General features: G+C 36.5%; 20 protein-coding genes and 2 pseudogenes. 8 read left to right on the top strand and 14 right to left on the bottom strand.

Features of this window, described 5'->3' with window-relative positions; all coding sequences use genetic code 11:
- Positions 1-132: 132 nt before the first annotated feature.
- Positions 133-231 (bottom strand): annotated as a pseudogene (locus V192_RS21460) (TMEM175 family protein); the annotation flags it as partial.
- Positions 232-235: 4 nt separating this feature from the next.
- Entirely contained in the window at positions 236-913 is a 678-nt protein-coding gene (locus tag V192_RS0116770) for a DUF998 domain-containing protein (RefSeq protein WP_025873450.1), read from the bottom strand.
- 252 nt (positions 914-1,165) lie between these two features.
- On the opposite strand from V192_RS0116770, the gene V192_RS0116775 reads away from it, so the two are divergent.
- On the top strand, positions 1,166-2,038 hold the full coding sequence (locus V192_RS0116775) for an alpha/beta hydrolase (RefSeq protein WP_025873451.1): 873 nt from the start codon (positions 1,166-1,168) through the stop codon (positions 2,036-2,038).
- A gap of 173 nt (positions 2,039-2,211) precedes the next feature.
- Here V192_RS0116775 and truA read toward each other — a convergent pair whose 3' ends face one another.
- Positions 2,212-2,955, bottom strand: a complete 744-nt coding sequence (gene truA / locus V192_RS0116780; RefSeq protein WP_025873452.1) for a tRNA pseudouridine(38-40) synthase TruA — start codon at positions 2,953-2,955, stop codon at positions 2,212-2,214.
- Positions 2,956-3,195: 240 nt separating this feature from the next.
- Here truA and V192_RS0116785 point away from each other — a divergent pair, with 240 nt between their 5' ends.
- The 3 genes from V192_RS0116785 to V192_RS0116795 all read left to right on the top strand — a co-directional run bounded on the left by V192_RS0116785 (position 3,196) and on the right by V192_RS0116795 (position 5,324).
- On the top strand, positions 3,196-3,522 hold the full coding sequence (locus V192_RS0116785) for an ArsR/SmtB family transcription factor (RefSeq protein WP_025873453.1): 327 nt from the start codon (positions 3,196-3,198) through the stop codon (positions 3,520-3,522).
- Complete coding sequence (locus tag V192_RS0116790) at positions 3,523-4,434, top strand: ABC transporter ATP-binding protein (protein ID WP_029948318.1); 912 nt, start codon at positions 3,523-3,525, stop codon at positions 4,432-4,434.
- Positions 4,435-4,553: 119 nt separating this feature from the next.
- Positions 4,554-5,324 (top strand): ABC transporter permease, encoded by a 771-nt coding sequence (locus V192_RS0116795; protein WP_025873454.1) that lies wholly within the window; start codon positions 4,554-4,556, stop codon positions 5,322-5,324.
- Positions 5,325-5,413: 89 nt separating this feature from the next.
- Here V192_RS0116795 and V192_RS0116800 read toward each other — a convergent pair whose 3' ends face one another.
- The 5 genes and pseudogenes from V192_RS0116800 to V192_RS20545 form a co-directional block, all read right to left on the bottom strand.
- Entirely contained in the window at positions 5,414-6,151 is a 738-nt protein-coding gene (locus V192_RS0116800; RefSeq protein ID WP_025873455.1) for a DeoR/GlpR family DNA-binding transcription regulator, read from the bottom strand.
- 122 nt (positions 6,152-6,273) lie between these two features.
- Complete coding sequence (locus V192_RS0116805; protein WP_025873456.1) at positions 6,274-7,647, bottom strand: PTS transporter subunit EIIC; 1,374 nt, start codon at positions 7,645-7,647, stop codon at positions 6,274-6,276.
- Positions 7,648-7,698: 51 nt separating this feature from the next.
- Positions 7,699-8,625 carry a sugar phosphate isomerase/epimerase family protein gene (locus V192_RS0116810; protein ID WP_025873457.1) on the bottom strand — a complete coding sequence of 309 codons (927 nt, stop codon included), beginning with the start codon at positions 8,623-8,625 and terminating at the stop codon, positions 7,699-7,701.
- Between the two features lie 125 nt (positions 8,626-8,750).
- A complete protein-coding gene (gene rpiB, locus V192_RS0116815) occupies positions 8,751-9,188 on the bottom strand; it encodes a ribose 5-phosphate isomerase B (protein ID WP_025873458.1) in 438 nt (145 codons plus the stop codon).
- 44 nt (positions 9,189-9,232) lie between these two features.
- Positions 9,233-9,858: pseudogene (locus tag V192_RS20545) on the bottom strand (ribulose-phosphate 3-epimerase).
- 228 nt (positions 9,859-10,086) lie between these two features.
- On the opposite strand from V192_RS20545, the gene V192_RS0116825 reads away from it, so the two are divergent.
- Positions 10,087-11,103 (top strand): LacI family DNA-binding transcriptional regulator, encoded by a 1,017-nt coding sequence (locus V192_RS0116825; RefSeq protein WP_275574556.1) that lies wholly within the window; start codon positions 10,087-10,089, stop codon positions 11,101-11,103.
- A 91-nt stretch (positions 11,104-11,194) separates the two neighbouring features.
- Here the strand turns inward: V192_RS0116825 and V192_RS0116830 are convergent, their stop codons facing one another.
- The 6 genes from V192_RS0116830 to V192_RS21465 form a co-directional block, all read right to left on the bottom strand.
- A complete protein-coding gene (locus V192_RS0116830) occupies positions 11,195-13,540 on the bottom strand; it encodes a hypothetical protein (RefSeq protein WP_025873460.1) in 2,346 nt (781 codons plus the stop codon).
- Between the two features lie 34 nt (positions 13,541-13,574).
- Entirely contained in the window at positions 13,575-14,681 is a 1,107-nt protein-coding gene (locus tag V192_RS0116835) for a WxLIP family cell surface protein (RefSeq protein WP_025873461.1), read from the bottom strand.
- Between the two features lie 129 nt (positions 14,682-14,810).
- The gene (locus tag V192_RS0116840; RefSeq protein WP_025873462.1) at positions 14,811-15,524 is read right to left on the bottom strand and encodes a WxL domain-containing protein; all 714 of its coding nucleotides are present in this window, start codon (positions 15,522-15,524) and stop codon (positions 14,811-14,813) included.
- A 23-nt stretch (positions 15,525-15,547) separates the two neighbouring features.
- Complete coding sequence (locus tag V192_RS0116845; protein ID WP_025873463.1) at positions 15,548-16,177, bottom strand: WxL domain-containing protein; 630 nt, start codon at positions 16,175-16,177, stop codon at positions 15,548-15,550.
- A gap of 21 nt (positions 16,178-16,198) precedes the next feature.
- Positions 16,199-16,891 (bottom strand): WxL domain-containing protein, encoded by a 693-nt coding sequence (locus V192_RS0116850; RefSeq protein WP_025873464.1) that lies wholly within the window; start codon positions 16,889-16,891, stop codon positions 16,199-16,201.
- A 25-nt stretch (positions 16,892-16,916) separates the two neighbouring features.
- Entirely contained in the window at positions 16,917-17,906 is a 990-nt protein-coding gene (locus tag V192_RS21465; RefSeq protein WP_025873465.1) for a WxL domain-containing protein, read from the bottom strand.
- A gap of 324 nt (positions 17,907-18,230) precedes the next feature.
- Here V192_RS21465 and V192_RS0116860 point away from each other — a divergent pair, with 324 nt between their 5' ends.
- The 3 genes from V192_RS0116860 (at position 18,231) to V192_RS0116870 (ending at position 20,565) form a co-directional block, all read left to right on the top strand.
- Positions 18,231-18,827, top strand: a complete 597-nt coding sequence (locus tag V192_RS0116860) for a helix-turn-helix domain-containing protein (protein WP_025873466.1) — start codon at positions 18,231-18,233, stop codon at positions 18,825-18,827.
- 236 nt (positions 18,828-19,063) lie between these two features.
- On the top strand, positions 19,064-19,774 hold the full coding sequence (locus tag V192_RS0116865) for a hypothetical protein (protein WP_025873467.1): 711 nt from the start codon (positions 19,064-19,066) through the stop codon (positions 19,772-19,774).
- A 92-nt stretch (positions 19,775-19,866) separates the two neighbouring features.
- Entirely contained in the window at positions 19,867-20,565 is a 699-nt protein-coding gene (locus tag V192_RS0116870; protein ID WP_025873468.1) for a winged helix-turn-helix transcriptional regulator, read from the top strand.
- Positions 20,566-20,701: the final 136 nt, after the last annotated feature.

Here is a 20,701-nt window from a genome sequence, read left to right on the forward strand (position 1 = left end):
TAGAAGGATAATACGAATTGCGATGAAAATTTTATATTAAATTTCAGAGAATTCCTTTCATTTTATAAAAAAAGTAAAATTATACGTAGTGCATTTCACGTAAAAAAGATGACATGTTCAAGATAAATTAAACTCACCGCTCACAGCATATTGAATGGGTAACTCTAAAACCATGATCGTTAGAATAATTGCAATGATGGCATCTCCGAATACTACTACTCGTTCTTTCATTTTTTTATAACTCCTTATTTTGTCCGATTCTTTCTTGCTTAATTTTGCCATTTTTAATTTGATCTATAGCAAAAATCATTATCGGCAAGTAATTAAAAATGAAGCTTATCCGCTGACAAAAGCCAATTTGATTCAACACTGGTAACTGATTGATTACAGGAATTCGTGCCAACCCATATATCCCTGCAAAAAAAATACTGATTAAAAACAAAATCAAATACAATCTGCTATAGGTGGTTTCCCCTCGCTTTTGATAAAAAAAATATAAAAAAAGCGGGAAAAGAAAAAAGCCTGCATAACCTAAGCCCGAGCCAATATTGTGGATCCAAGTAGATAGATTCCAATTCGCTTGTTCTGTATTGATGCTGAATAATCCAGTGAAAATGCAATCTCCCACACCATAAAATCCAATCGCTGAAGCTAGTAAGGTCGCTAATTTTTGCGAAGTACTACTAAAAGTTTGATAGACAGCTGAAATTGCTAAAACAAAAAATAGTCCAGATATGACAGACCAAATCAAAAATGCTTGTCTGACTGGACTGTCTACATCACCGAATACGCTGATTACCATCGTCATTTGGTTCATTTTTGGATAAAAAATACCTAGGATGTACGGAGTTAAAAAATCGCTTATTGCTCCTAACAATAGAAAGTAAAATCCATATTTTTTTAAAAAGTTCATATTACTCCTCCTACCCTAAATTTCTCTGATCATTCTGACATTCTAATTATACGCAACTATAAGATAATTTAATAATTTTTATTCTTTCAACTATAAAATAGCACCGAATAAACGGCGGAAGCAGAAGTCCCCCTTCAAAAATAAGCTGAAATAAAAAAAAGCAGTTGTTTCTACTTCCAATAGTAAACGCTCTCATCTATACTACAAGTATCGCTAAAAATCTGAAACATACTTCCTTAGGAGGCAACAACTATGGCAAATTTTGATATTCCAACAATGCGCAGACAAATAAGAAAGCATGATGAAAAACGTGATGCTGGTTTGACTGAACCTGATACTTTAAAAATGTTCAAGAACTTATCTTACGGGCCTTATGGCATTGAAAATACGTTTGATATCTATTATCCAAAAGGGACCAACAAGTGTCTACCAACAATCATCAATATTCATGGCGGCGGATTCTTTTATGGCGATAAAGAGCTTTATCGTTTTTATACAATGTATTTAGCAACACAAGGCTTTACCGTCGTGAATTTCAACTATCGTTTAGCACCAGAGCACCAATATCCTGCTCCTTTAGAAGATACGAATACTTTGATGAATTGGCTGATTGAACATGGAAAAAGCTATTATATCGATCTAGAACAACTCTTCTTAATTGGTGACAGCGCCGGAGCCCAACTGGCAGAACAATATGCCACACTAACGAGTAACCCGACTTACGCACAAAAATTCCCTTTTAAGACTGCTCCTATTCATTTCAAGGCAGTCGCTTTAAACTGCGGGGCATACTTCATTGGAGAAAATAGTGCAATCAATCAAGACTTTCCCTTTTACTTTGGTGAAACGATCACACCAACACTTAAAGAGCAATTTCCTGTAGAAAACTACATCACAGCCGATTTTCCGCCTGCTTTTGTTGCAACTTCTACACATGATACCTTAAAAGCTCTTGCCCAACCCATGGTCGATCTCTTACGATCTAAAGGGGTTGAAACAGCTTACCAACTTTACGCAAATCAAGATCATTCTGAATTAGGACATGTCTTCCATTTAAATCAAAAAAGTGATATTGCTAAGCAGTGTAATGAGGAAGAACTTGCTTTTTTCAAAGATTTTATTTAATCTGAATCCTACTTTATAATCGTGCATAAAAATAACCCCATAAATTGGCTATCCGTCCAGGTTATGGGATTATTTTTTGTGAATTCCTTCTTATTTCTCGGGATCAAACACTTCTGTCCCATCCTCGTCCTCTAAATAAGAGCGCAACAAAATTTAAGTGTGGCTTTCAATTCTCAATCACGATAATAAACTTCATCTAGAAACAATCCTTGTGCTGGCACGGTCATTCCTGCCTCGCTTCGGATTTTACTTTCAAATACTTCATCGATGGCTTCTAATTGCATTGTTCCAGAGCCGATTTCTAAGAGTGTGCCCATCAGGATTCTGATCATTTTATGCAAAAAGCCATCCCCGACAAAGGTAAAATGAACAAGCTGCCCTTCTTTTTGAATCGCTATTTCCTCAATCGTTCGGGTAGTTGATTTTTTTGTCTTTTTAAGAGAAGAAAAACCAATAAAATCATGGGTTCCAATCAATTTACGACACGCTTCATTCATCAGCTCAACGTTCAGTTCTTCAGAATAGTGAAAACTATAATTACGCTCAAAAGCAGAGGGAACCCTATCGTTCCAGATATAATAGCTATATTTTTTCCCTTTTGCATTATAGCGCGCATGAAATCTTTCAGGAACCTCTTCTAGTTTTTTTACCACAATATCTTGTGGCAAATAACGATTTAAAAATTCAATCATCTCTGATAGAGGCATGTTACTATCTGTTTTAAAATTCGCGATCTGCCCTCTCGCATGCGTTCCCGCATCTGTTCGACCAGAACCTATGATTTCAATTTTTGTCCGTGTCATTTGTGTTAAAATATTTTCAATTTTCCCTTGAATTGTTTTATCCGAATCACCAAGCCTTTGCCAGCCAAGATATCTTGTACCGTCATATTCGATCGTTAATTTAATGTTTCTCATTTTTTAGTTTACTCCTCTTAAAGCGCAATTTTTTTCATTGATCGTACGAGTTGTTGCTTCTATTATAACAGGATTACTACACGTGATGAAGCATGTGTATGTAAATTTCAGTTATCGGCCAGTTGCTTAGATTTTAATTCGTCTTTTTTATTCGATTTTCAGCCATAACACTGCTTGACATTAGATTTATATTCATCTATATTAAACATAGACAGTTATCTATATTCAGGAGGAATGGACATGGATTACGAAAAAATTTCTTTAGTACTCAAAGCGATGGCTGACCCTAAGCGAATGAAAATAATCGATTTGCTTTCTTATAGTAGTATGTGTGCCTGTGATGTATTGAAACATTTTGATTTTACGCAGCCCACTCTTTCTCATCATATGAAAGTTTTGGAAAGTGCTGGTATTGTTTCCGTAAGTAAGCAAGGCCAGTGGCATCACTATACGTTAAGAGAAGAATTTGTGAAAGACTTTATGCGTTCTATGGTGCAATTACTTTCTGACAGTGGAGAAGAGTGTCTTTGCCAGAATACGAAAGAAATAAAAGGAGATAGTGAGTAAATGACGTATGCACTAGAAATAAACGATTTAAAGAAAGTATATGGAAGTGGTGTTGAAGCCCTTAAAGGCATTGACTTAGTCGTTGAAGAAGGCGATTTTTATGCGCTGTTAGGTCCAAACGGTGCTGGTAAATCAACAACAATTGGCATCATTACGTCTCTTGTTAACAAAACATCTGGAAAGGTAAAGGTTTTCGGATATGATCTGGATAATGAGTTAGTCCTTGCCAAACAACAGATTGGGCTTGTTCCACAAGAGTTTAACTTTAACCCATTTGAGACAGTCGAGCAAATCGTCGTTAATCAAGCTGGTTACTATGGTGTTTCGAAAAAAGAAGCGCTGAAACGTAGTGAGAAATATCTAAAGCAATCAGATTTATGGGAAAAACGAAATGTACGTGCCCGTATGCTTTCAGGTGGGATGAAACGTAGATTGATGATTGCTCGTGCGTTGATGCATGAACCGCGTTTACTTATTTTAGATGAGCCTACAGCTGGAGTTGATATTGAACTAAGACGGGAAATGTGGGATTTTCTGAGAGAGTTGAACGAAAATGGCACAACCATCATTCTAACAACCCATTACCTTGAAGAAGCCGAAATGCTTTGTCGCAATATCGGTATTATTCAGTCTGGTCAATTGATTGAAAACACTAGCATGAAATCCTTACTTTCCAAATTACAGTTTGAAACCTTTATCTTTGATTTAGCTCCGTTTGACAAGGAACCAGAAATTATAGGCTATAAAAGTATTTTTGAAGATGAACAGACTCTTGAGGTGGAGATCGAACGGAATCAAGGATTGAATGGCTTGTTTGAACAGCTTACCAATCAAGGGGTTCAGGTTCTCTCTATGCGTAATAAATCCAATCGCCTAGAAGAACTATTTTTAAAAATTACAGAAGAAAAATAGCCAGCCGATGCTCGTTTCACTTTCTAAGCATTGAGCTAGTGGAATGGTATACCGCATAAGCATCCACTCGGTTTTTCTTTTGAAAAATCAAAACTTTGATACAAATGAGGAGAATAAAAATGTTTAAGTTATATTTCACGGCTCTAAGAAGCCTTGCTGTAAAAGAAACTAATCGATATCTGCGGATTTGGGTACAAACCTTGGTACCGCCTGTCATTACTACATCCCTTTATTTTGTTATTTTCGGAAATCTGATCGGTGGACGGATTGGACAGATGGAAGGCTTCTCTTATATGGAGTTTATCGTACCTGGACTTATTATGATGTCTGTTATCACAAGTTCTTATGCGAATGTTTCTTCTTCCTTTTTCTCGCAAAAGTTCCAGAAAAACATTGAAGAATTACTCGTTGCGCCAGTTCCAACACACATTATCATTTGGGGATTTGTCTTTGGTGGACTTGGTCGAAGTGTTTTAGTAGGTACACTCGTAACGATAATTTCTTTATTCTTTGTACCACTTCACGTTTATTCATGGTCTATCGTGATCATTACCCTTTTGATGACCGCTATTTTATTTTCATTGGCAGGTTTACTAAATGGAATCTTTGCACAGTCTTTTGATGATGTATCAATTGTCCCTACATTTGTTTTACAGCCATTAACATATCTTGGCGGTGTATTTTATGCAATATCCATGTTGCCGCCGATCTGGCAAGCTATTTCAAAAATCAATCCAATCGTATATATGATTTCAGGATTTAGATATGGTTTTCTTGGTACGATCGATGTACCGATCATTTTATCTCTGATCATTTTGATTCTTTTCATCTCTGTACTATATGCCGTTTGTTGGTATTTGATTGATCGAGGTCGCGGATTGAGAAGCTGATGACAAATTTTATGAGCTTTTTTGAACTTTATTGAAATATAATGAAGCACGTCTATAAAAAAATATAGACGTGCTTTTCTTGTGTTTTTTTATTTAGAAATGATCCTCATCTCTTTACTTAACTCAGAATCGTCTTTGTCTGTAATCAAAACGACTTCATTTAAATCGAAGGATTTCACCGCAGATGTCTTATGGAATTTAGAGCTATCACATAATAAAAATGCTTTTTTCGCATGATCGATCACTGTTTTCTTTTTGATTGCTTCAACTAAATTAGGCGTTGTTACACCAAATTTTAAATCGATGCCATTTGCACCTAGAAACGCTTTATCAAAGACATATTTCTGAATGTTTGCTTCAGCTAGCGGTCCACTTAATGATGAAATCTTTGGATCATAGGTTCCGCCTAAGATCGTGATTTCTGCTTCAAAATCGCCTGTCAAACGGAGAACATCAGTATTTGTAGTAATGATCCGAATCTTCTTTTTAAGCAGTTCTCTTAGCAGTGTCGTACAGGTAGAACCAGAATCCAAGTAAATCGTTTCCCCCACAGCTACCTCACGAGCAGCCAGTTCAGCGATATAACGTTTTTCTTTGGTTTGCAAACTTGCTTTGGTTGTCATCGGTAACTCAGACACACTTGAAGAAAGCTTGACTGCGCCTCCTGACAAGGTCTGTACCTTATTTACCCCTTCAAGTTCTTTCAAATCACGTCTAAGCGTAGAAATTGAGACCTCTGGTATCAATTTTTGCAATTCTTCGATTTTTATCAATTCTCTACTTTCCAGTATTTCAATAATTTTTTCTTGTCGAACATATGGAATCATAAGAAACTCCTCTCATTTTTCATTACTAGTTACTTTCAAGAAGCATACCCATTCTTAAAATACCATAAATAGGAGTAAATAGTAACGAAATCAGCACATTTGAAAGAAGTTATTTTTAGCTTCTAAGATAACGTTTCTTCTTTGTCTGTAAACATATAGGCTAAAACTGCTGATACAACAAGAGAGATCGTCAATCCGATCATTGCTTGAATAAAGTTCGACGCATTATCTGTCACAAACGCTGGAAAGGTCGTTACACTCCCAAATACAAAAGCATTTGTCACGACTTTCATTAGTCCTAAATAAGCACCACCGACAGCACCACCAATGATTTGTGCTAAAAATAATTTTTTATTTTTTACTAATAAGCCAAATAACGTGGGTTCAATAATTGCTGAAAGAGCAATCGTTACTAAACCTGTTACAGCAAAGCTACGTAACTTGTTATTTCTTGCTTTAAAATAGATACCGATCGTCGTCCCGATCACAGCAAAGTTACAGGCAAACGTAAAAGGCACAATGTAATCAAAGCCATAAGTTGAAACATTGTTGATCATGATCGGATTAACCGCCCAGTGGATTCCTAAGCTTACCAACACACTCCAACCGCCACCGATCAATACACCGGTTAAAATACTACTACGCTCGATCAACCAATTCACCACTTGAGCAACGGCTTCCCCACTATACACTCCAATTGGTCCAATTACGATAATCGTTAAAGGAATCATCACAGCTAAAGAAATCAAAGGAACAACCACTAATTTTAGTGTCTCAGGAACTTTTTCATCTAAAAACTTATAAAGATAAGAAAATGCCCAAATCGAAAGGATAATCGGAACAACCGTAGAATTGTAATTCATCAACACCACAGGTATTTTCAAAAAGCTTGTTGTTGCCCCGTTTCCGGTATCTCCCATCAACGCAATAAATTCTGGATTTAATAATGCTGCCCCAATCAAAGCAGATAAATAAGGACTCGCACCGAATCGCCTAGCAGAAGTAAACGCTAACAATACTGGTAAAAAATAAAAGACGCTCATTGAAGCAACATTTAAGATACTATAAGTTCCACTATTTTCTGATAAAAGACCCGTTTGTACAGCTAAAATCAATAGCCCTCGTAAAATTCCAGAACCAGCAAGAGCAGGTAATAATGGTGCAAAAATGGCTGAAATCGCTGAAAAAATATTACTGATAATATTGCCTGAATTCTCCCCACTTTTATTTACTTGAACATTCCCATCTTCGCCTGTAACTAAGGCTTCAAATTCATCATACAATTTCGGTACTTCGGTGCCGATCAAGATTTGATATTGTCCCGCTTTATTGACAACATTGACCACACCATCGATCTCTTTCACTGCTTCATCATTTGCTTTAGAAGGATCTTTTAATGTTAATCTTAAGCGTGTAGCACAATGTGTCATGTTCGCCAAGTTATCAGGACCGCCAACATTTTCTAAAATTTCCTTTGCTGCTAATTTGAAATCCATCTTCATTCACTCCCCTAATTCTTTTATTGTTGGAACAAAGTATTAGAAATCTTAGGCTAAGATTTCTAATACTAAATCACTTACTTTTACTGCGCTGTTTTGTTTGATCACACCAGCGATATAGTCCATTCCTAATCGATCTATGATCGTATCGATTTTTTTGATCATATTGATATTTCTCTCACACTCTTCTACAGGATCTTCAATAATTGGGAATGTGTCAAAGTAAAAAGCATGATCATAATTGTGTAATTTTGTATAGTAGATAAATTCGATCGTCTTGATCAAACTACTTGTACCGATCATCAATCCATCATCGTTTAGACCATAGCCATCATTTAAATGAACCCCAAATAATTTTTGGCGACTGCCTAAAATACTTGCACCATAGGCTGGATTTTCATGTTTCATTAACATATGGCAATAATCTAACGTAATCCCTAGATTATCGCGCCCTACTTCATGAATCATCGATAAGGCAACACCAAAGCTATCTAAGAATGCATAGGCTCTTGGTTGGAAAGGTTTGTATTCAATACTGATTTTAAGATCAGGTGCATAATCAGTCACTTCGATCAAACACGCTTTGATTTGGTTCCAAACTTTTTCATAGTCGATTTGAAATGAATAATCAAAGCCGTCAAAACCTAACCAGATCGTGACCACTTCTCCACCGACTTCGCGGCAGTAGTCGCACGCTTCTTTGCATAATTGAACTGCATTGTTAGAAATGTTTGGATCCGCATTTCCTAATTCGCCATTGATGAACTCACTTCTAAAACGTAGTGCTACGCCATTGGCTTGTAACTTGTTTTCCTGTAAAAGCTCTTGCATCTTTTTAGCAGAGATTTCTTCCACATGTTCTGGATAATTAAAATCAACATGGGTTAGACCTAAACGATTAAATTCTTGTAAAACGGCTGCTATGTCATGATTGAATTTTGGTAAAAATGAATTGATCCTTGTTGCTAACTTCATTTTTTGCTCCTCCTCTTCTTTTCTACACCCCCATAATAGCATCTCTTTTTTTCATTATCAACCATTATTTTTCATTTTATTCCATTTTTTATCAAAAATAGCCAAATTTGAACAAAATAGCCCTTTTAATTTTCGATTTGACGGATCATTTCTACTCGTTTGGCGTGCCTTCCCCCTTCAAAAGTTGCGTCTAACCATTCTTTTACAATCATTTTGGCAAGTTCGCTGCCAACTACGCGAGAGCCAAATGCTAAGATATTGGTATTATTATGCTCCTTAGAGAGCTTAGCGGAATAAGGTTCACTGCAAACAACTGCCCGTATCCCTTTTACTTTGTTCGCTGAAATCGAAATGCCTACTCCGGTACCGCAAATCAATATTCCTCCGTCATACTTTCCAGAAGCGACTTCTTCCGCCACTTTTTTGCCATATAATGGATAGTCCGTCCGTTCTGATGAGTCTGGTCCAAAATCTTCAATCTCATGTCCTAACGCTTTTACATAGTCGATAATGATCGGTTTCAATTCAAAACCAACATGATCGCTGCCTATTGCTAATCTCATACAATGATGCCTCCTATTTCTCTCGTTTTTGAACATCTGCCTTACTAACACTCTCGTAATCTTGCAAGTGTTTCCTCATAGGTTCCAGCTTTTCCAAATAAAGCCGAGGTTCCTAAGACAAAACCAGTCACGCCAATTTTACTAAGTTGTTCAACTTTTTCCGGAGAAATCGCTCCATCGACCAGCACTTCAAACGTATATTCTTTTGATAAACCCACTAGCTTTTCTATCTTAGAATCTGTATACTCTAAATACTTTTGGCCTGCAAAGCTGGATTGACCGTCATCACCATGACATAATCGACTAACGGTAATAATTCTTGAATCATTTCAATGGATGTTCCTGGATTTATTGCGATCCCAGCCTTTTTACCCTTTTGCCGAATCATATCCAATGTTCGCCCAGCCTGTTGGTCTGCTTCTGGATGAATATAAATAATATCTGCCCCAAGATTCGCAAATTTCTCCACATACTTACTTGGTTCTTGGATCATTAGATGGACATCTACCGGCTTATCTGTAACAGAACGGACTAATTCAAAATCTTGCAGCCCCATACCAAAATTAGGAACAAAACTGCCGTCCATAAAATCCATATGAAAAATATCGATCCCCGCTTGATCAAGCTCTTGTGTAGCCTGTTTTAGATTAGCGAAATCTGCACACATCATAGACGGGCATAATAATTTTGCCACAACAACTTCCTCCTCTTTTGAGATATCGATTACTCAATCCTTAAAAAAACACTTGAGTAATCGTTTACCTTTATTTACGGATAATATATCATCAATATTTTGACCTGTCAACCATAATTTAACTTGAACATTTGTATTTAGTCGCTTTTTGTGAGAAAATATAAGCAAATATCAAAGAAAAAAAGAGAACGATTACTCAAGAGGATACGAGCTATGAAAAACTATTCAATCAAAGACATTGCTGAATTAGCAGGGGTTTCTGTGGCAACTGTTTCAAGAGTTATCAATGATAACGGCCGCTTTTCTGAAGAGACAAGAAAAAAAGTGCTGAAGGTCATTGAAGAAACAGGCTACAAAATGAATTATAGTGCTAAAAACTTACGAATGAACAAATCATTTACAATTGGCATATTGGTGCCGGATATCAGTAACTATTTCTTTTCTGATGTGGTTCAGCGTTTAGAGGAGATCTTATTTGCGAAGGGGTATTCCACGATTATTTGTAATACGTCCAGAAGTTCGGAAAAGGAGCTGGCTTATTTGCGTATCTTAGAAGGAAAAGGCGTGGATGGGTTGATCGTGATTTCTGGAGCTGAGGCGTTTGAATTTGCTTCTTCCAGTGCGGAAAAGAAAATTCCTTATATCTGTATCGATCGGGAACCGAAAAAGAAGGAAGACACTGTGTTTATCTCATCCAACCACTATCAAGGAGCATTTGAAAGCGCAGAAGAATTGATCCGTGAAGGCTGTCAACATCCTGTGATTGCGATGCATAATCAAAAATCCACCAGTGCCAAGGAACGGTTGAAAGGATTTAAAGATGCCTTGAAGAAAAATAGTATCTCCTTCGATCCAGCGCACCATTTACTTTCAATCGATATTCAAAGTACTGATTTTGAAAAAAGTCTCCATACTTTTCTGAAAAAGAATCCAACGACAGATGGAATTTTTTCGATAAATGATTTGATCGCCTTAGAATTACTGCTTCTTCTGAAGAAAAAGCATATTAGTGTCCCGCAAAAAATAAAATTGATCGGCTTTGATGATACTACTTCTGGAAAATATACCACCCCTTCCCTTTCATCTGTTAAACAAAATACAGCATTGATCGCCACTCACGCAGTGGAGACATTGCTAGAATTGATCAATAATAAAGGAGAACTCGGTCGACAAATTGTTGTCCCAGTCTCACTTGTTTTAAGAGAATCAAGTACATCCTAGTCAAAAAAAGTTGAAGCTGGCTGATCTTTGCAAAGATCAGCCAGCTTCAACTTTTTTATTTATAGTATATAACAACCTTTTTTCATTTTCTTTAAGGCGCATCGACTAAACTCATTTCAATGCCGCCTGTATACGTTCCTTTTTTTACATCTGATGGTGTTTTGATAAAGATTCCTTTATCATCTGACCCCCATTTGATTGGGAAAAGGACTTTGCTTGCAGTTGCTTTACCTGTGCTTAATTTCACGGTGGCATCTGTGGTAAATGGTGTCTCATTCCCGTCCTCATCACGATAAATGATTCCATCTTTTATGGTTGTTTTCGTGGCACTATCTTGTAGTTCTGAGGTGAGCGAGCCAACTAATTTCCAACTTGTATTGCTTCCGCGGTAGTCTTCTACGCTAAAATCCACACTCTTATTCAACTTCGAATAAGAACCTTTTGAACCGATCTTCGCTTGTTCAAAGTCCAATGTTTCTGGCGGCATATCTTTAAAAGCTAAATAGCCACGAACATCTAAGGTAAATTGAGCTACTTCGGATTGATTGCCTTCTGAATCTTTCGCATAAACTTTCACGGTATGATCTCCCAAAACTAACAATTGGGCACCTGGAATTTCGTAGGTAAAATCGATTGGCTGGTTAAGCTCTGTATTTTCCTGTTTCTCCCAGATTGTCGTTGGTGCTCCATCATCAACAGTGACAAAAAGTGACATGTCTTCACTGTCTTCATCTGACACGGTTCCGCTAAAGGAATAAGGCATTCCTTTACTGCTAACAACTCTTGTACCCGCTTCTGGAATGGTGACTACAGGCGGTACAGCTTTGACTTTTACATTGATTTTTTTCGTAAATGTAATGTCGCCATCTTGTGTAGATAACGTTATCGGATAGGTCCCTACTTTAGAGTCGACAACAAAGTCAGTTATTGTCACAGGAATGTCCGTGTTTAAATTTAAGTTTGTTCCTTTGGCTTCGGAATCTTTCAGAACTTTTTCTTTAAACGCCTCAGGATCTTTGTTAAATCGCTTGATATCTCCCTGACCATACTCAACATCATTCGCTTCAATGCCTAATTCATAATCCCATTTGATTCTTGAGGTTACCGCATTTGACAATTGACTCCCATCTAAATCCGTTGTTTGGGTAATTGGCTCAACTGGTATGTCCAAATAACCATCTTGATAGAAGCTAAAGTAATCCTTTGTTGTATCTAGGCTATAGTTCAACGTGATTTCATAATTTTTCCCATAAAATGCATCTGTACTCATGAAGCTTGGTTTTATCTGCAGCTTATTACCTGATAAAGTAAAATTACTACTTATATTACTTCCATCTAAAGCATTGACTGCACTAAAGGATGTTACTTTGTAAAAGTCATTTTCTGGTATTATATACTCAAAACTTCCATATTTTTCAAAGTTAGGCATTCGATCAGGAATTTCTTGGTTGATCGTAACTGAAAATGACGTTTTATGCTTAGAACCATCTTCTTCAAGTGAACCAGTTAGTGAATGAGACGGCGTTTTGATTCTCGCTACTGGATTGGTAGCATAGATCAATCCTGAAAGATATTCGTCTCGGTAGGTTCCGTTAGTAAATATTTTATACGTACTAGCGGTAAAAGTGTCCGTCACATAACAATTAGGATCTTTTGCACCATCTGTAGGTTTTGACTCTATGAGATATGTTTTCGTTGCGGTTTCTAGCGCCGTATCATAGTTTATTAATGCTTTATCAGTAACATACAAGCCATCTCCCTGATTAGTATCATAAATAGCTTTATTATAAACACCACCAACATATTTACTGAACAAGCCTTTGATAACAAGCGGTTCCCCTGTTGCATTATCAAAATAAGAATAAGTTACCGTAGTATTAGCTGTAATATTAGCTCTAATATTTTCAAGAGAACTAAGTGAACCAAAATTATACGCCATTTGTGAACCAAGATGACTGTAGCCAACAATACAAATAAACCCATCTTCTAGGTTCATCATAAGGTCCACAGTTTTCCCCTGATATTCACCAACATTAGCAAAATAGGCTCCTTCCCCGTTTTTAAGATAAAAATAATTAGGATCACTACCAGTCCATGTCGCCGGCTTGTGTTTAAACTCTTCTAATTTTGCTCTAGTTTTTTTATTCACTCTATAATATTTAGTCTTTCTATTGGGTCTCGCAGAAAAATAATATCCCTCGGGCATGGTATCACTTGCGCTCAATTGGTTGAACTTACTATTTCCCAAAACACTAGTCATTGCAAATGGACTTGGCCCATTCATCGTAGTAGGGGTTGACGCACTTTTCGGCTGCACAGTAGCTGGACCTTGTATTTTTTCCTCCGCTGCGATTTTACTCGTAAATACAGCAGAATAAACAGCTAGTCCCATGAGTAATGTAAGTCCACTTAACAAAAATATTCTTTTCTTTTTCATTTTCCTCTCACCTCCTCTTTGTTTTATCTCCCGATCATTGGGGTCTTTTTTTAGTTTTCTTTTCATTGGCTAGACGATCCCTTTTTTGTTTTTGTTTCTTTTTGCGCAATCTTTTTTGACGTTCGGCTTCTTTCTTTTTCTTCTTATGACGATAGATAACGAATCCTACTACCACAAGGAGTGCCAGAACACCTCCGCCGATCATCAGTCCGATTTTCAGCCAGTCAGTTGGCTCTTCGACTAAATCTACCGCTTCTTTGTTGAGTTTTTTCGTATCTTCTGGTGATATGTCAAAATCTTGTTCAAATTTCCACGCTTCTGTTTTATCCTTTGCGCTCAGGCGTAGGGTATACTTACCTGCTTTTAACGGTTGATTATCCATCATGATCGGGAAGTAGAAGTTTGAATTCGGCGCCATCGACATGTCTTTTTTCGTTGTTTCATATAATACTTCTGTACTGCCTTTTTTGCTGATTTTCGCTTCTACCTCCAAATCATTAATGATCGTGGCTTGCGTATTTTGTAGATTTGCTGAAATGGCCGTGCGATAGTTTTGAAGCGTTGGTTTGACATCATTTAACTGAAGTACAGGTTTTACAGCCTGCTCATTTTCCCGTAATTGAATCCCAATAACATAAGAATAACGATTTTTGATTTGAACACTTTCACTATCTTTTTCTTCTTTTTCTGTTGCTTCCTTGGTGACGTAAAATCCACCTAAGATCGTCCCATCAAAAGGCGTTTCCGGCATTTGCAGGGTAAAAACAACATCTTTGGTTTCTTGTGGTTCTAGTGTGACTTTTTGTTTGTCAGAAATGATATCCGTAATTGGTGTTTTTAATGATGCATCTGGTTTTACTTTTTCTTGGTTGTAATCAATCACACCATTTTGATTGGTTACAGCAATATTAGGCGTTATGATGATTGTTACTTTTTCTTTGGAACTGTTGCTGATAGTTAATGACACATCTTGCTTCTGTCCTGGTGTCATTTTTAAATCAAAATACGTTTTACTCTTATCTATTTGATTCTCTGGAATATTTGCTTTAACTGAATAGGCCATTGTATCAGCAGATGCTGAATGGCTGAAAAAGAAACATCCAACTATTAAAGCTACTAGAGCCGTTACCTTATACTTCATATTAATTTATGCCTCCATTACTTTATTAAATAGTTACGATCAACCCTACATACCCATGACCTACTTCATTTTTCTATCGCTTTACTGGTTGGACTAAATTATTTAGAGAATTGTGCTAAAATCAACCCCTTATTTTGGCGCGTCTGCTAATTCCCAACTAATTGTTGCTTGGTATTCTGTATTGGCATCTGCTGAACCAGCTAATACTTTCAACTGAACATTCTCATTTTTTTCACCTGTTGCACTCCAAACATTTAACCATGTACCACGGCCTTCACCGGCTTTAGCATTTAATACCAGTTTTGCATCTGTATTAGAAAAGACAACATCAGAAGCGGTTGGTGCTGTTGATACTGAATTATCGCTTGTTGCTTTTACTTGTCCAGCTTTAAAAGATAGTTCTGCACCTTTTAGGGTTTTTGTTTTATCTTCATTTTGGAAGGGTGTTGCTGTTGCAGAGACATGCCAACCAGCGCCTGTTCCTCTTGTATCCGTTACTTGGATGAATGGATCTTTATTGACTGCTGAATAAACCATATCTTTACCGGCAATTTTTTGCTCGCCAAATTTAATATTTGATGCATAGTCAATAGATAACGGTCCTTGATTGCCTGTCCCTTGGTTATCTGGATCGGTAACGTCGATTGGTGTTGGAACGACTGGGTTTGTTGGATCTGTTGGATCAACTGGGTTTGTTACTTCGCCTTCTCCAGATTTGAAGTTGACTGTATTCTTTGAATCTACAGCTTTGATTCCTGTTTCTTCTGCAAACATTGCTTGTGGTGCGTATAAAACAGCTCCTGTAATTAATGCGACTGTTAATAATCCTGTTGTTTTTTTCATTTTTAATTTCTCCTCTTATTAAATTATTTTGGTGCGTCTTGTAATGACCAGTTGATTGTTGCTTCATAAGCTGCAACATAAGCATCAGATGGTACGGACAATTCTACTTTTTGGCCATTGCCTTCAAATAAATCAGACCATGAACCCATTCCGTTGTCTTTGGCTGCGCTAAAAACAGTTGCTGCAGTGCTATTCAATGTGATTCCACTTGCAACCGCTGCTTTTGAACTATCCGAAGCAGATGTATTGACTTTACCTGCTGGGATTTTAACGCTTCCTTTTAATGTTTTTGTTTTATCGGCATTTTCAAATTCAGTGATGCTTGCTAAAAGAGTCCAGCCTGCACCTGTACCACGTTTGTCTGTTACTTGAACACCTAACTGCTTACCTTCTGGTACTTCGGCATCTTTTGTAAGAGTACCTAATTTAATTTTACCGAAATCAAATGATGATACGGCATCGATTACTAATGGCCCTTTATTCCCAGTTGGAGGATCAATTGGATCGATGATTTCATTTGTATCATCCCCTGCTATGATTTCAACATTCGCTTTTGATGCAGCTGTACTTGCTTGTTCTGCAAATGCTGGTGTTGCTATTGCTGTTGCACTTACCATAAGTGCTAGACATGCGGTTGTTTTAATTGCTTTCATTCTTTTTTCCTACTCTCTCTATTATTTAGGTGCGTCAGCTAGTGACCAAGTGATTTCTGCAGTGTATGTATCTGCATAGTTTCCTGTTGGGACTTTTAATTGAACTTTTGAGTCTTCGCCGCCTAAGCCTTCAAATTCATTCGCCCATGTTCCCATACCACTCTCTTTTGCTGCTGAAAAGACGGTTGCTGCTGTTTCATTTAATGTCAGTGCTTGCGCCACTGCTGGTTTTGAATCGTCTATGCTATTTGTGCTGACTTTTCCTGTTGGGATCGTTACTTCAGCCCCTTTTAGGATTCTTGTTTTATCTGCATTTTCAAAAGCACTGATTTTAGCTGTTAAGTTCCAGCCAGCACCTGTACCACGAACGTCGGTTACTTGCGCACCTAAAACTTCGCCTTCTTGAAGTACAGCATCATATGAACTTGTGATTTTATCGATTTTCTTTGTACCAAAGTCAAAATTTGAAACAGCATCGATCGTTAAATTTCCTTTTTGATTGGTTGGTGGTTTGATTGGTACGATTGGATCTACTGGTCCGTTATCGTCACTACCTGGTTCTAAAACAAATTGTGCTTTTCTTGATACATCTTTGTTTACAACAGCTGGTTCGTCAGGCGTTACTGGTTCGTCCTCTGCTGCAAAAACTGTTGTTCCTAATAATGTTGTTGAAAAAAGTGTCGCTGCTACTACTGTTAATTTTAGTGTTTTCATTTTTCATTGCTCCCTGTCTATGTTATTATTTTGGTGCATCTAATAATGACCAAGTCAATGTTGCTTGGTAATCACCTTTTAAGTTCCCAGCAGGAACTTTTAGTTTTACTTGTGACGCGTCGAATTCGTCCGTCCAAGTTCCTAAACCTGTTTTTTCTTTTGCAGAAAAGAGTGTTTGTGCACTCTCTACGCTACCTGCGATCACTACTTCTTTGGTTTCAGGTGGAAGTGCGATATTGCCTTCACTTTTACCAACTGTACCGGCAGGTAATGTGACTTCTGCTCCTTTTAAAATCTTTGTCTTTTCTTCTTTGTCTGCAAACTCAGACATACGGACTTGTAAATTCCAGCCTTGGCCCTCACCACGTCTGTCAGATACTTGAACGTTAGGAGTAGTTGTTATTGTTTCAAAAATAGCTTCGCCGCCATCGATTTTGTGTTCACCGAATAGTAATGGACTTACATTATCAATCGTCAATGCACCTGTATTCCCTGTTTCACCACTAGGAACAGAAGGTTGGATCGGTGGAACGGTTCCTTCTGTATTTGAATCAAGTTTCAAAGATCCATATGAAGTAGCTCCTTTGCCATCTTCTGTACCTTGAATCCCTTCTGCTGCTGTTGCACTAGCCATGCTTGGTGCAAGAAGCCCCATACCACCGCATAAAATCAAACCTGCAATTACTTTTTCTTTTGTTTTCACTTTTTTTCCTCCTTTTCTACTATAGATAATCATCACTAGGGCAATTAATAACAAGCCTCCTATACATAAGTAAAGATTCATGCTACTTTCACCTGTTTTCGGGAATATATTCCCTTTTGGTTTTGCTTCTAGATTCTTACCTTCATAATCCTTTGTTCCAGAATTGCCTGTTTCCTTCGTACTTTCTATAGTACCTTCTGTAAATTTGATCCCTACTTGACTGTTTGCTTGACTTTCAATCGCATGTGCTGCTTGAAATGGAAAGATTCCCATTAAAAGTATCAAGAATACAAACAATCTACTTTTTTTCATTTTTTCACCTCCTTTTTATAATAAAACTGAAAATTTCATGAATTATATCTCATTCTTATTTTCAATTTGTTACCGGAGACTATTATATCTTTATTTTCTCAGCATTTAGATTCATTTTTTTCAGACACGCTTGTCTAAAAATGGTCAAAAAACAGTTTGAAAGCCTTTTTTTATTTTTTTTTGGTTTATTTTTCGTTACTGTGGAATGAGAAGGAGCAAAAGATGGAATTTTATAACAAAAAAATTTAATATAATGTCTAAAGTATACTTTTTTTTTATTTTTTATCCTTAAAATTAAAAAAGTATCAAAAAGGAGGAACTCTTTTGGAAAAGGAGTTAAATTTAGAGGCATTTTTAACCAGAGTAGACTCTCGCAGATTTTCAATCTTAACGCTTTTTGAACAAGAACATAACGATTCACTCTCAGTTGAACAAATTTCACTCAAGCTAGGTTTATCTGAGCGGACTATTAAAAGAACGATTCAAGATATTCAATCAGACATTGAAACATTTGGCTTTAGCGAAAAAATTAGTCTTGATTTATATAGAGGAGATAATAGCAAGCTGTACTGTTCTCTCCATTATCAACTAACCTTTTCAATTCACTATATGCTGAGGGAGTATCTCAAAAATTCGATATTTTTCTTAATTATTAAAGATATGTTCTTTGACTCTTCGTTTTCAATAAAGAAAGCCATCGATAAATATTTTGTGACAAATTCAACGTTAAGAAGATATTTAAAGAAAATCGACCAGGAATTACAACATTTCAACTTGGAGTTATCCATCAAAAAAGAGTTGACGATCATTGGAGATGAGGCGACGATTCGATTATTTTATACCTCTCTTTTTTTGAAGTATACGAGGGAGAGCAATGGCCGTTTTCTTTTATCTCACAAAAAGAGGTCAATGATTTATTAAATCAATTTCCTACAGATATCTATAATCCTAATGAGTATACTAAACGAACTTATTTTCAACTCTTTCTGGCGATTTCGATTTTAAGAGTTCGAAAAAAAGAACTGGTTGAAAACCGAACACTATTTTTTACTTACCAAACTGAGGAAGAGCATCAGCATTTCCTTAAAGAAGTTGAGCTTGTTAAGCTTTTATGTCCAGTGATCCCGGTTTCCCAACTGCAAATCGAGTTAGCGTTCATGCATAGCTTAGTCTTATCCTATGGTCCTTATTCAAATTCTAAATCGGTTTCCCACTTTTTTATCAAAAATCCCGAGCTGGCAAAAGCTAATTTTTTCGCCAATGTCTTACTTTGGGTTGGCGACATAGAGAAATATCTCTATGTACCTCTTTCGTTAGAAGAAGAAAATGATTTGATTTATGCAACCTGTATCTTGTATTACCGTTTAAAGCTACACAAACAGTTTAATTTAGCCGCGACGAACAATTGGATCGAAGAATCAACTTTAGCTAATACCTTTAAGTTTCAAGTCGACTTACTAAGAGGCATTCTTTCGGATATTACGAAAACATCATCGGTTTTAAAAGTTAATGCCCATCATTTGAAGTTCCACTATATAGAAACATTATTTTTGTGTGTTGATGTGACCAAGTTTATGCCGCCGATTTATTTAGTTCTCTTTTCAAGACTGGGGCAAACGATGAAAAGATACCTTTTAAATTACGGCGATTTATTTAATAAATTTAACTTATCTATCATTGAAGGTGAAAAAGAGACAGTCGATGTAGTGATCTCTGACCGTCCCGTTTCAAAAACAGGCTTTTCTTATTCCGTCTCAGAACAAACTGAATATGTTTTATGGCAAGAATTTCCTACAAAAAAAAACTATGAAGACTTAAAAGAATTATTAATACTTATTTGTAAGGCTAAACTTCCTTTCGAGGTTTAATTTATTTTTTGTATCACTCGCTTTTAAACACTTATCACCTACTAAATGACAGATCGATTGTCATTCATTTTAATAAAATTAGGAGGAACACAATGTATAACATAGGAATCAACGTTAATTTAAAAGAAGCGATTGCTTCATATATAGCTGTATTGGAGCAAAAAGGATACTCTATTATCGATCTTGCAGATGAGCAATCCGTGCAAGAAGCAGATATTATTTTTATTCAAGAAGATATGGATCGGAATCTAACCGATGTTTGTGAACAGATTTTAACGTTTAAAGCAAAAAGTACTGCATTGATTTGGATTCTTTCAGCTAATTTTTCTCAAATCAATCGTGTCATTTATTTACAATTGGGCGCAGATTTTATTATTGATCTTAGCCATGAAGAAACAACTAGCTTTTTCTTGCAAGTAGAAAATACGATGAAACGATTTAAACAAACGAGTGCTTCAGGAGACATAAATGACTACACTACATTTACTGAACGACAAATAGATTCTAAACTACAATTACATCCAGATCGCCTTCGTGTAAGCGTAGATGATCAACCTGAGATTCAATTAACACCTCTAGAATTTTTGGCCTTGTCTACTTTAAAAAAACATGAAGGTGAATTAGTAACCTATGAAAATCTTTTTAGCGCTATCTGGAAAAATGCAGATAGCGATAGACAGTATCGATTAAACAACTTAATTTTCCATTTAAGAAAAAAAATTGAAAAGGATACGTCGAAACCCGTCTTTATCACAACGATTCGTTCTAAAGGTTATATGCTGATAAGTTAATCAAAATAAGAAAAAGCTAGGGGAATGGTGACCTAAAATAGTCACTATTCCCCTAGCTTTTTCTGATGGATGCATCCTTTTAATAATTAGACTTTTTGAGCTGACTGTCTTATGATTGTTATACTGCTTTATCTGA

The organism is Enterococcus crotali, from assembly GCF_000633635.1.
GTDB classification, from domain to species: domain Bacteria; phylum Bacillota; class Bacilli; order Lactobacillales; family Enterococcaceae; genus Enterococcus_L; species Enterococcus_L crotali.

Bases quoted from the DNA above. Each gene is read 5' to 3' on its own strand.
- V192_RS0116870 (WP_025873468.1), top strand. From the start codon at position 19,867: ATGTATAACATAGGAATCAACGTTAATTTAAAAGAAGCGATTGCTTCA.
- truA (WP_025873452.1), bottom strand. From the start codon at position 2,955: ATGAGAAACATTAAATTAACGATCGAATATGACGGTACAAGATATCTT.
- V192_RS0116845 (WP_025873463.1), bottom strand. From the start codon at position 16,177: ATGAAAGCAATTAAAACAACCGCATGTCTAGCACTTATGGTAAGTGCA.
- V192_RS0116795 (WP_025873454.1), top strand. From the start codon at position 4,554: ATGTTTAAGTTATATTTCACGGCTCTAAGAAGCCTTGCTGTAAAAGAA.
- V192_RS21465 (WP_025873465.1), bottom strand. From the start codon at position 17,906: ATGAAAAAAAGTAGATTGTTTGTATTCTTGATACTTTTAATGGGAATC.
- V192_RS0116840 (WP_025873462.1), bottom strand. From the start codon at position 15,524: ATGAAAAAAACAACAGGATTATTAACAGTCGCATTAATTACAGGAGCT.
- V192_RS0116790 (WP_029948318.1), top strand. From the start codon at position 3,523: ATGACGTATGCACTAGAAATAAACGATTTAAAGAAAGTATATGGAAGT.
- V192_RS0116770 (WP_025873450.1), bottom strand. From the start codon at position 913: ATGAACTTTTTAAAAAAATATGGATTTTACTTTCTATTGTTAGGAGCA.
- V192_RS0116850 (WP_025873464.1), bottom strand. From the start codon at position 16,891: ATGAAAACACTAAAATTAACAGTAGTAGCAGCGACACTTTTTTCAACA.
- V192_RS0116800 (WP_025873455.1), bottom strand. From the start codon at position 6,151: ATGATTCCATATGTTCGACAAGAAAAAATTATTGAAATACTGGAAAGT.
- V192_RS0116865 (WP_025873467.1), top strand. From the start codon at position 19,064: ATGCATAGCTTAGTCTTATCCTATGGTCCTTATTCAAATTCTAAATCG.
- V192_RS0116835 (WP_025873461.1), bottom strand. From the start codon at position 14,681: ATGAAGTATAAGGTAACGGCTCTAGTAGCTTTAATAGTTGGATGTTTC.
- V192_RS0116805 (WP_025873456.1), bottom strand. From the start codon at position 7,647: ATGGATTTCAAATTAGCAGCAAAGGAAATTTTAGAAAATGTTGGCGGT.
- V192_RS0116810 (WP_025873457.1), bottom strand. From the start codon at position 8,625: ATGAAGTTAGCAACAAGGATCAATTCATTTTTACCAAAATTCAATCAT.
- V192_RS0116775 (WP_025873451.1), top strand. From the start codon at position 1,166: ATGGCAAATTTTGATATTCCAACAATGCGCAGACAAATAAGAAAGCAT.
- rpiB (WP_025873458.1), bottom strand. From the start codon at position 9,188: ATGAGATTAGCAATAGGCAGCGATCATGTTGGTTTTGAATTGAAACCG.
- V192_RS0116830 (WP_025873460.1), bottom strand. From the start codon at position 13,540: ATGAAAAAGAAAAGAATATTTTTGTTAAGTGGACTTACATTACTCATG.
- V192_RS0116785 (WP_025873453.1), top strand. From the start codon at position 3,196: ATGGATTACGAAAAAATTTCTTTAGTACTCAAAGCGATGGCTGACCCT.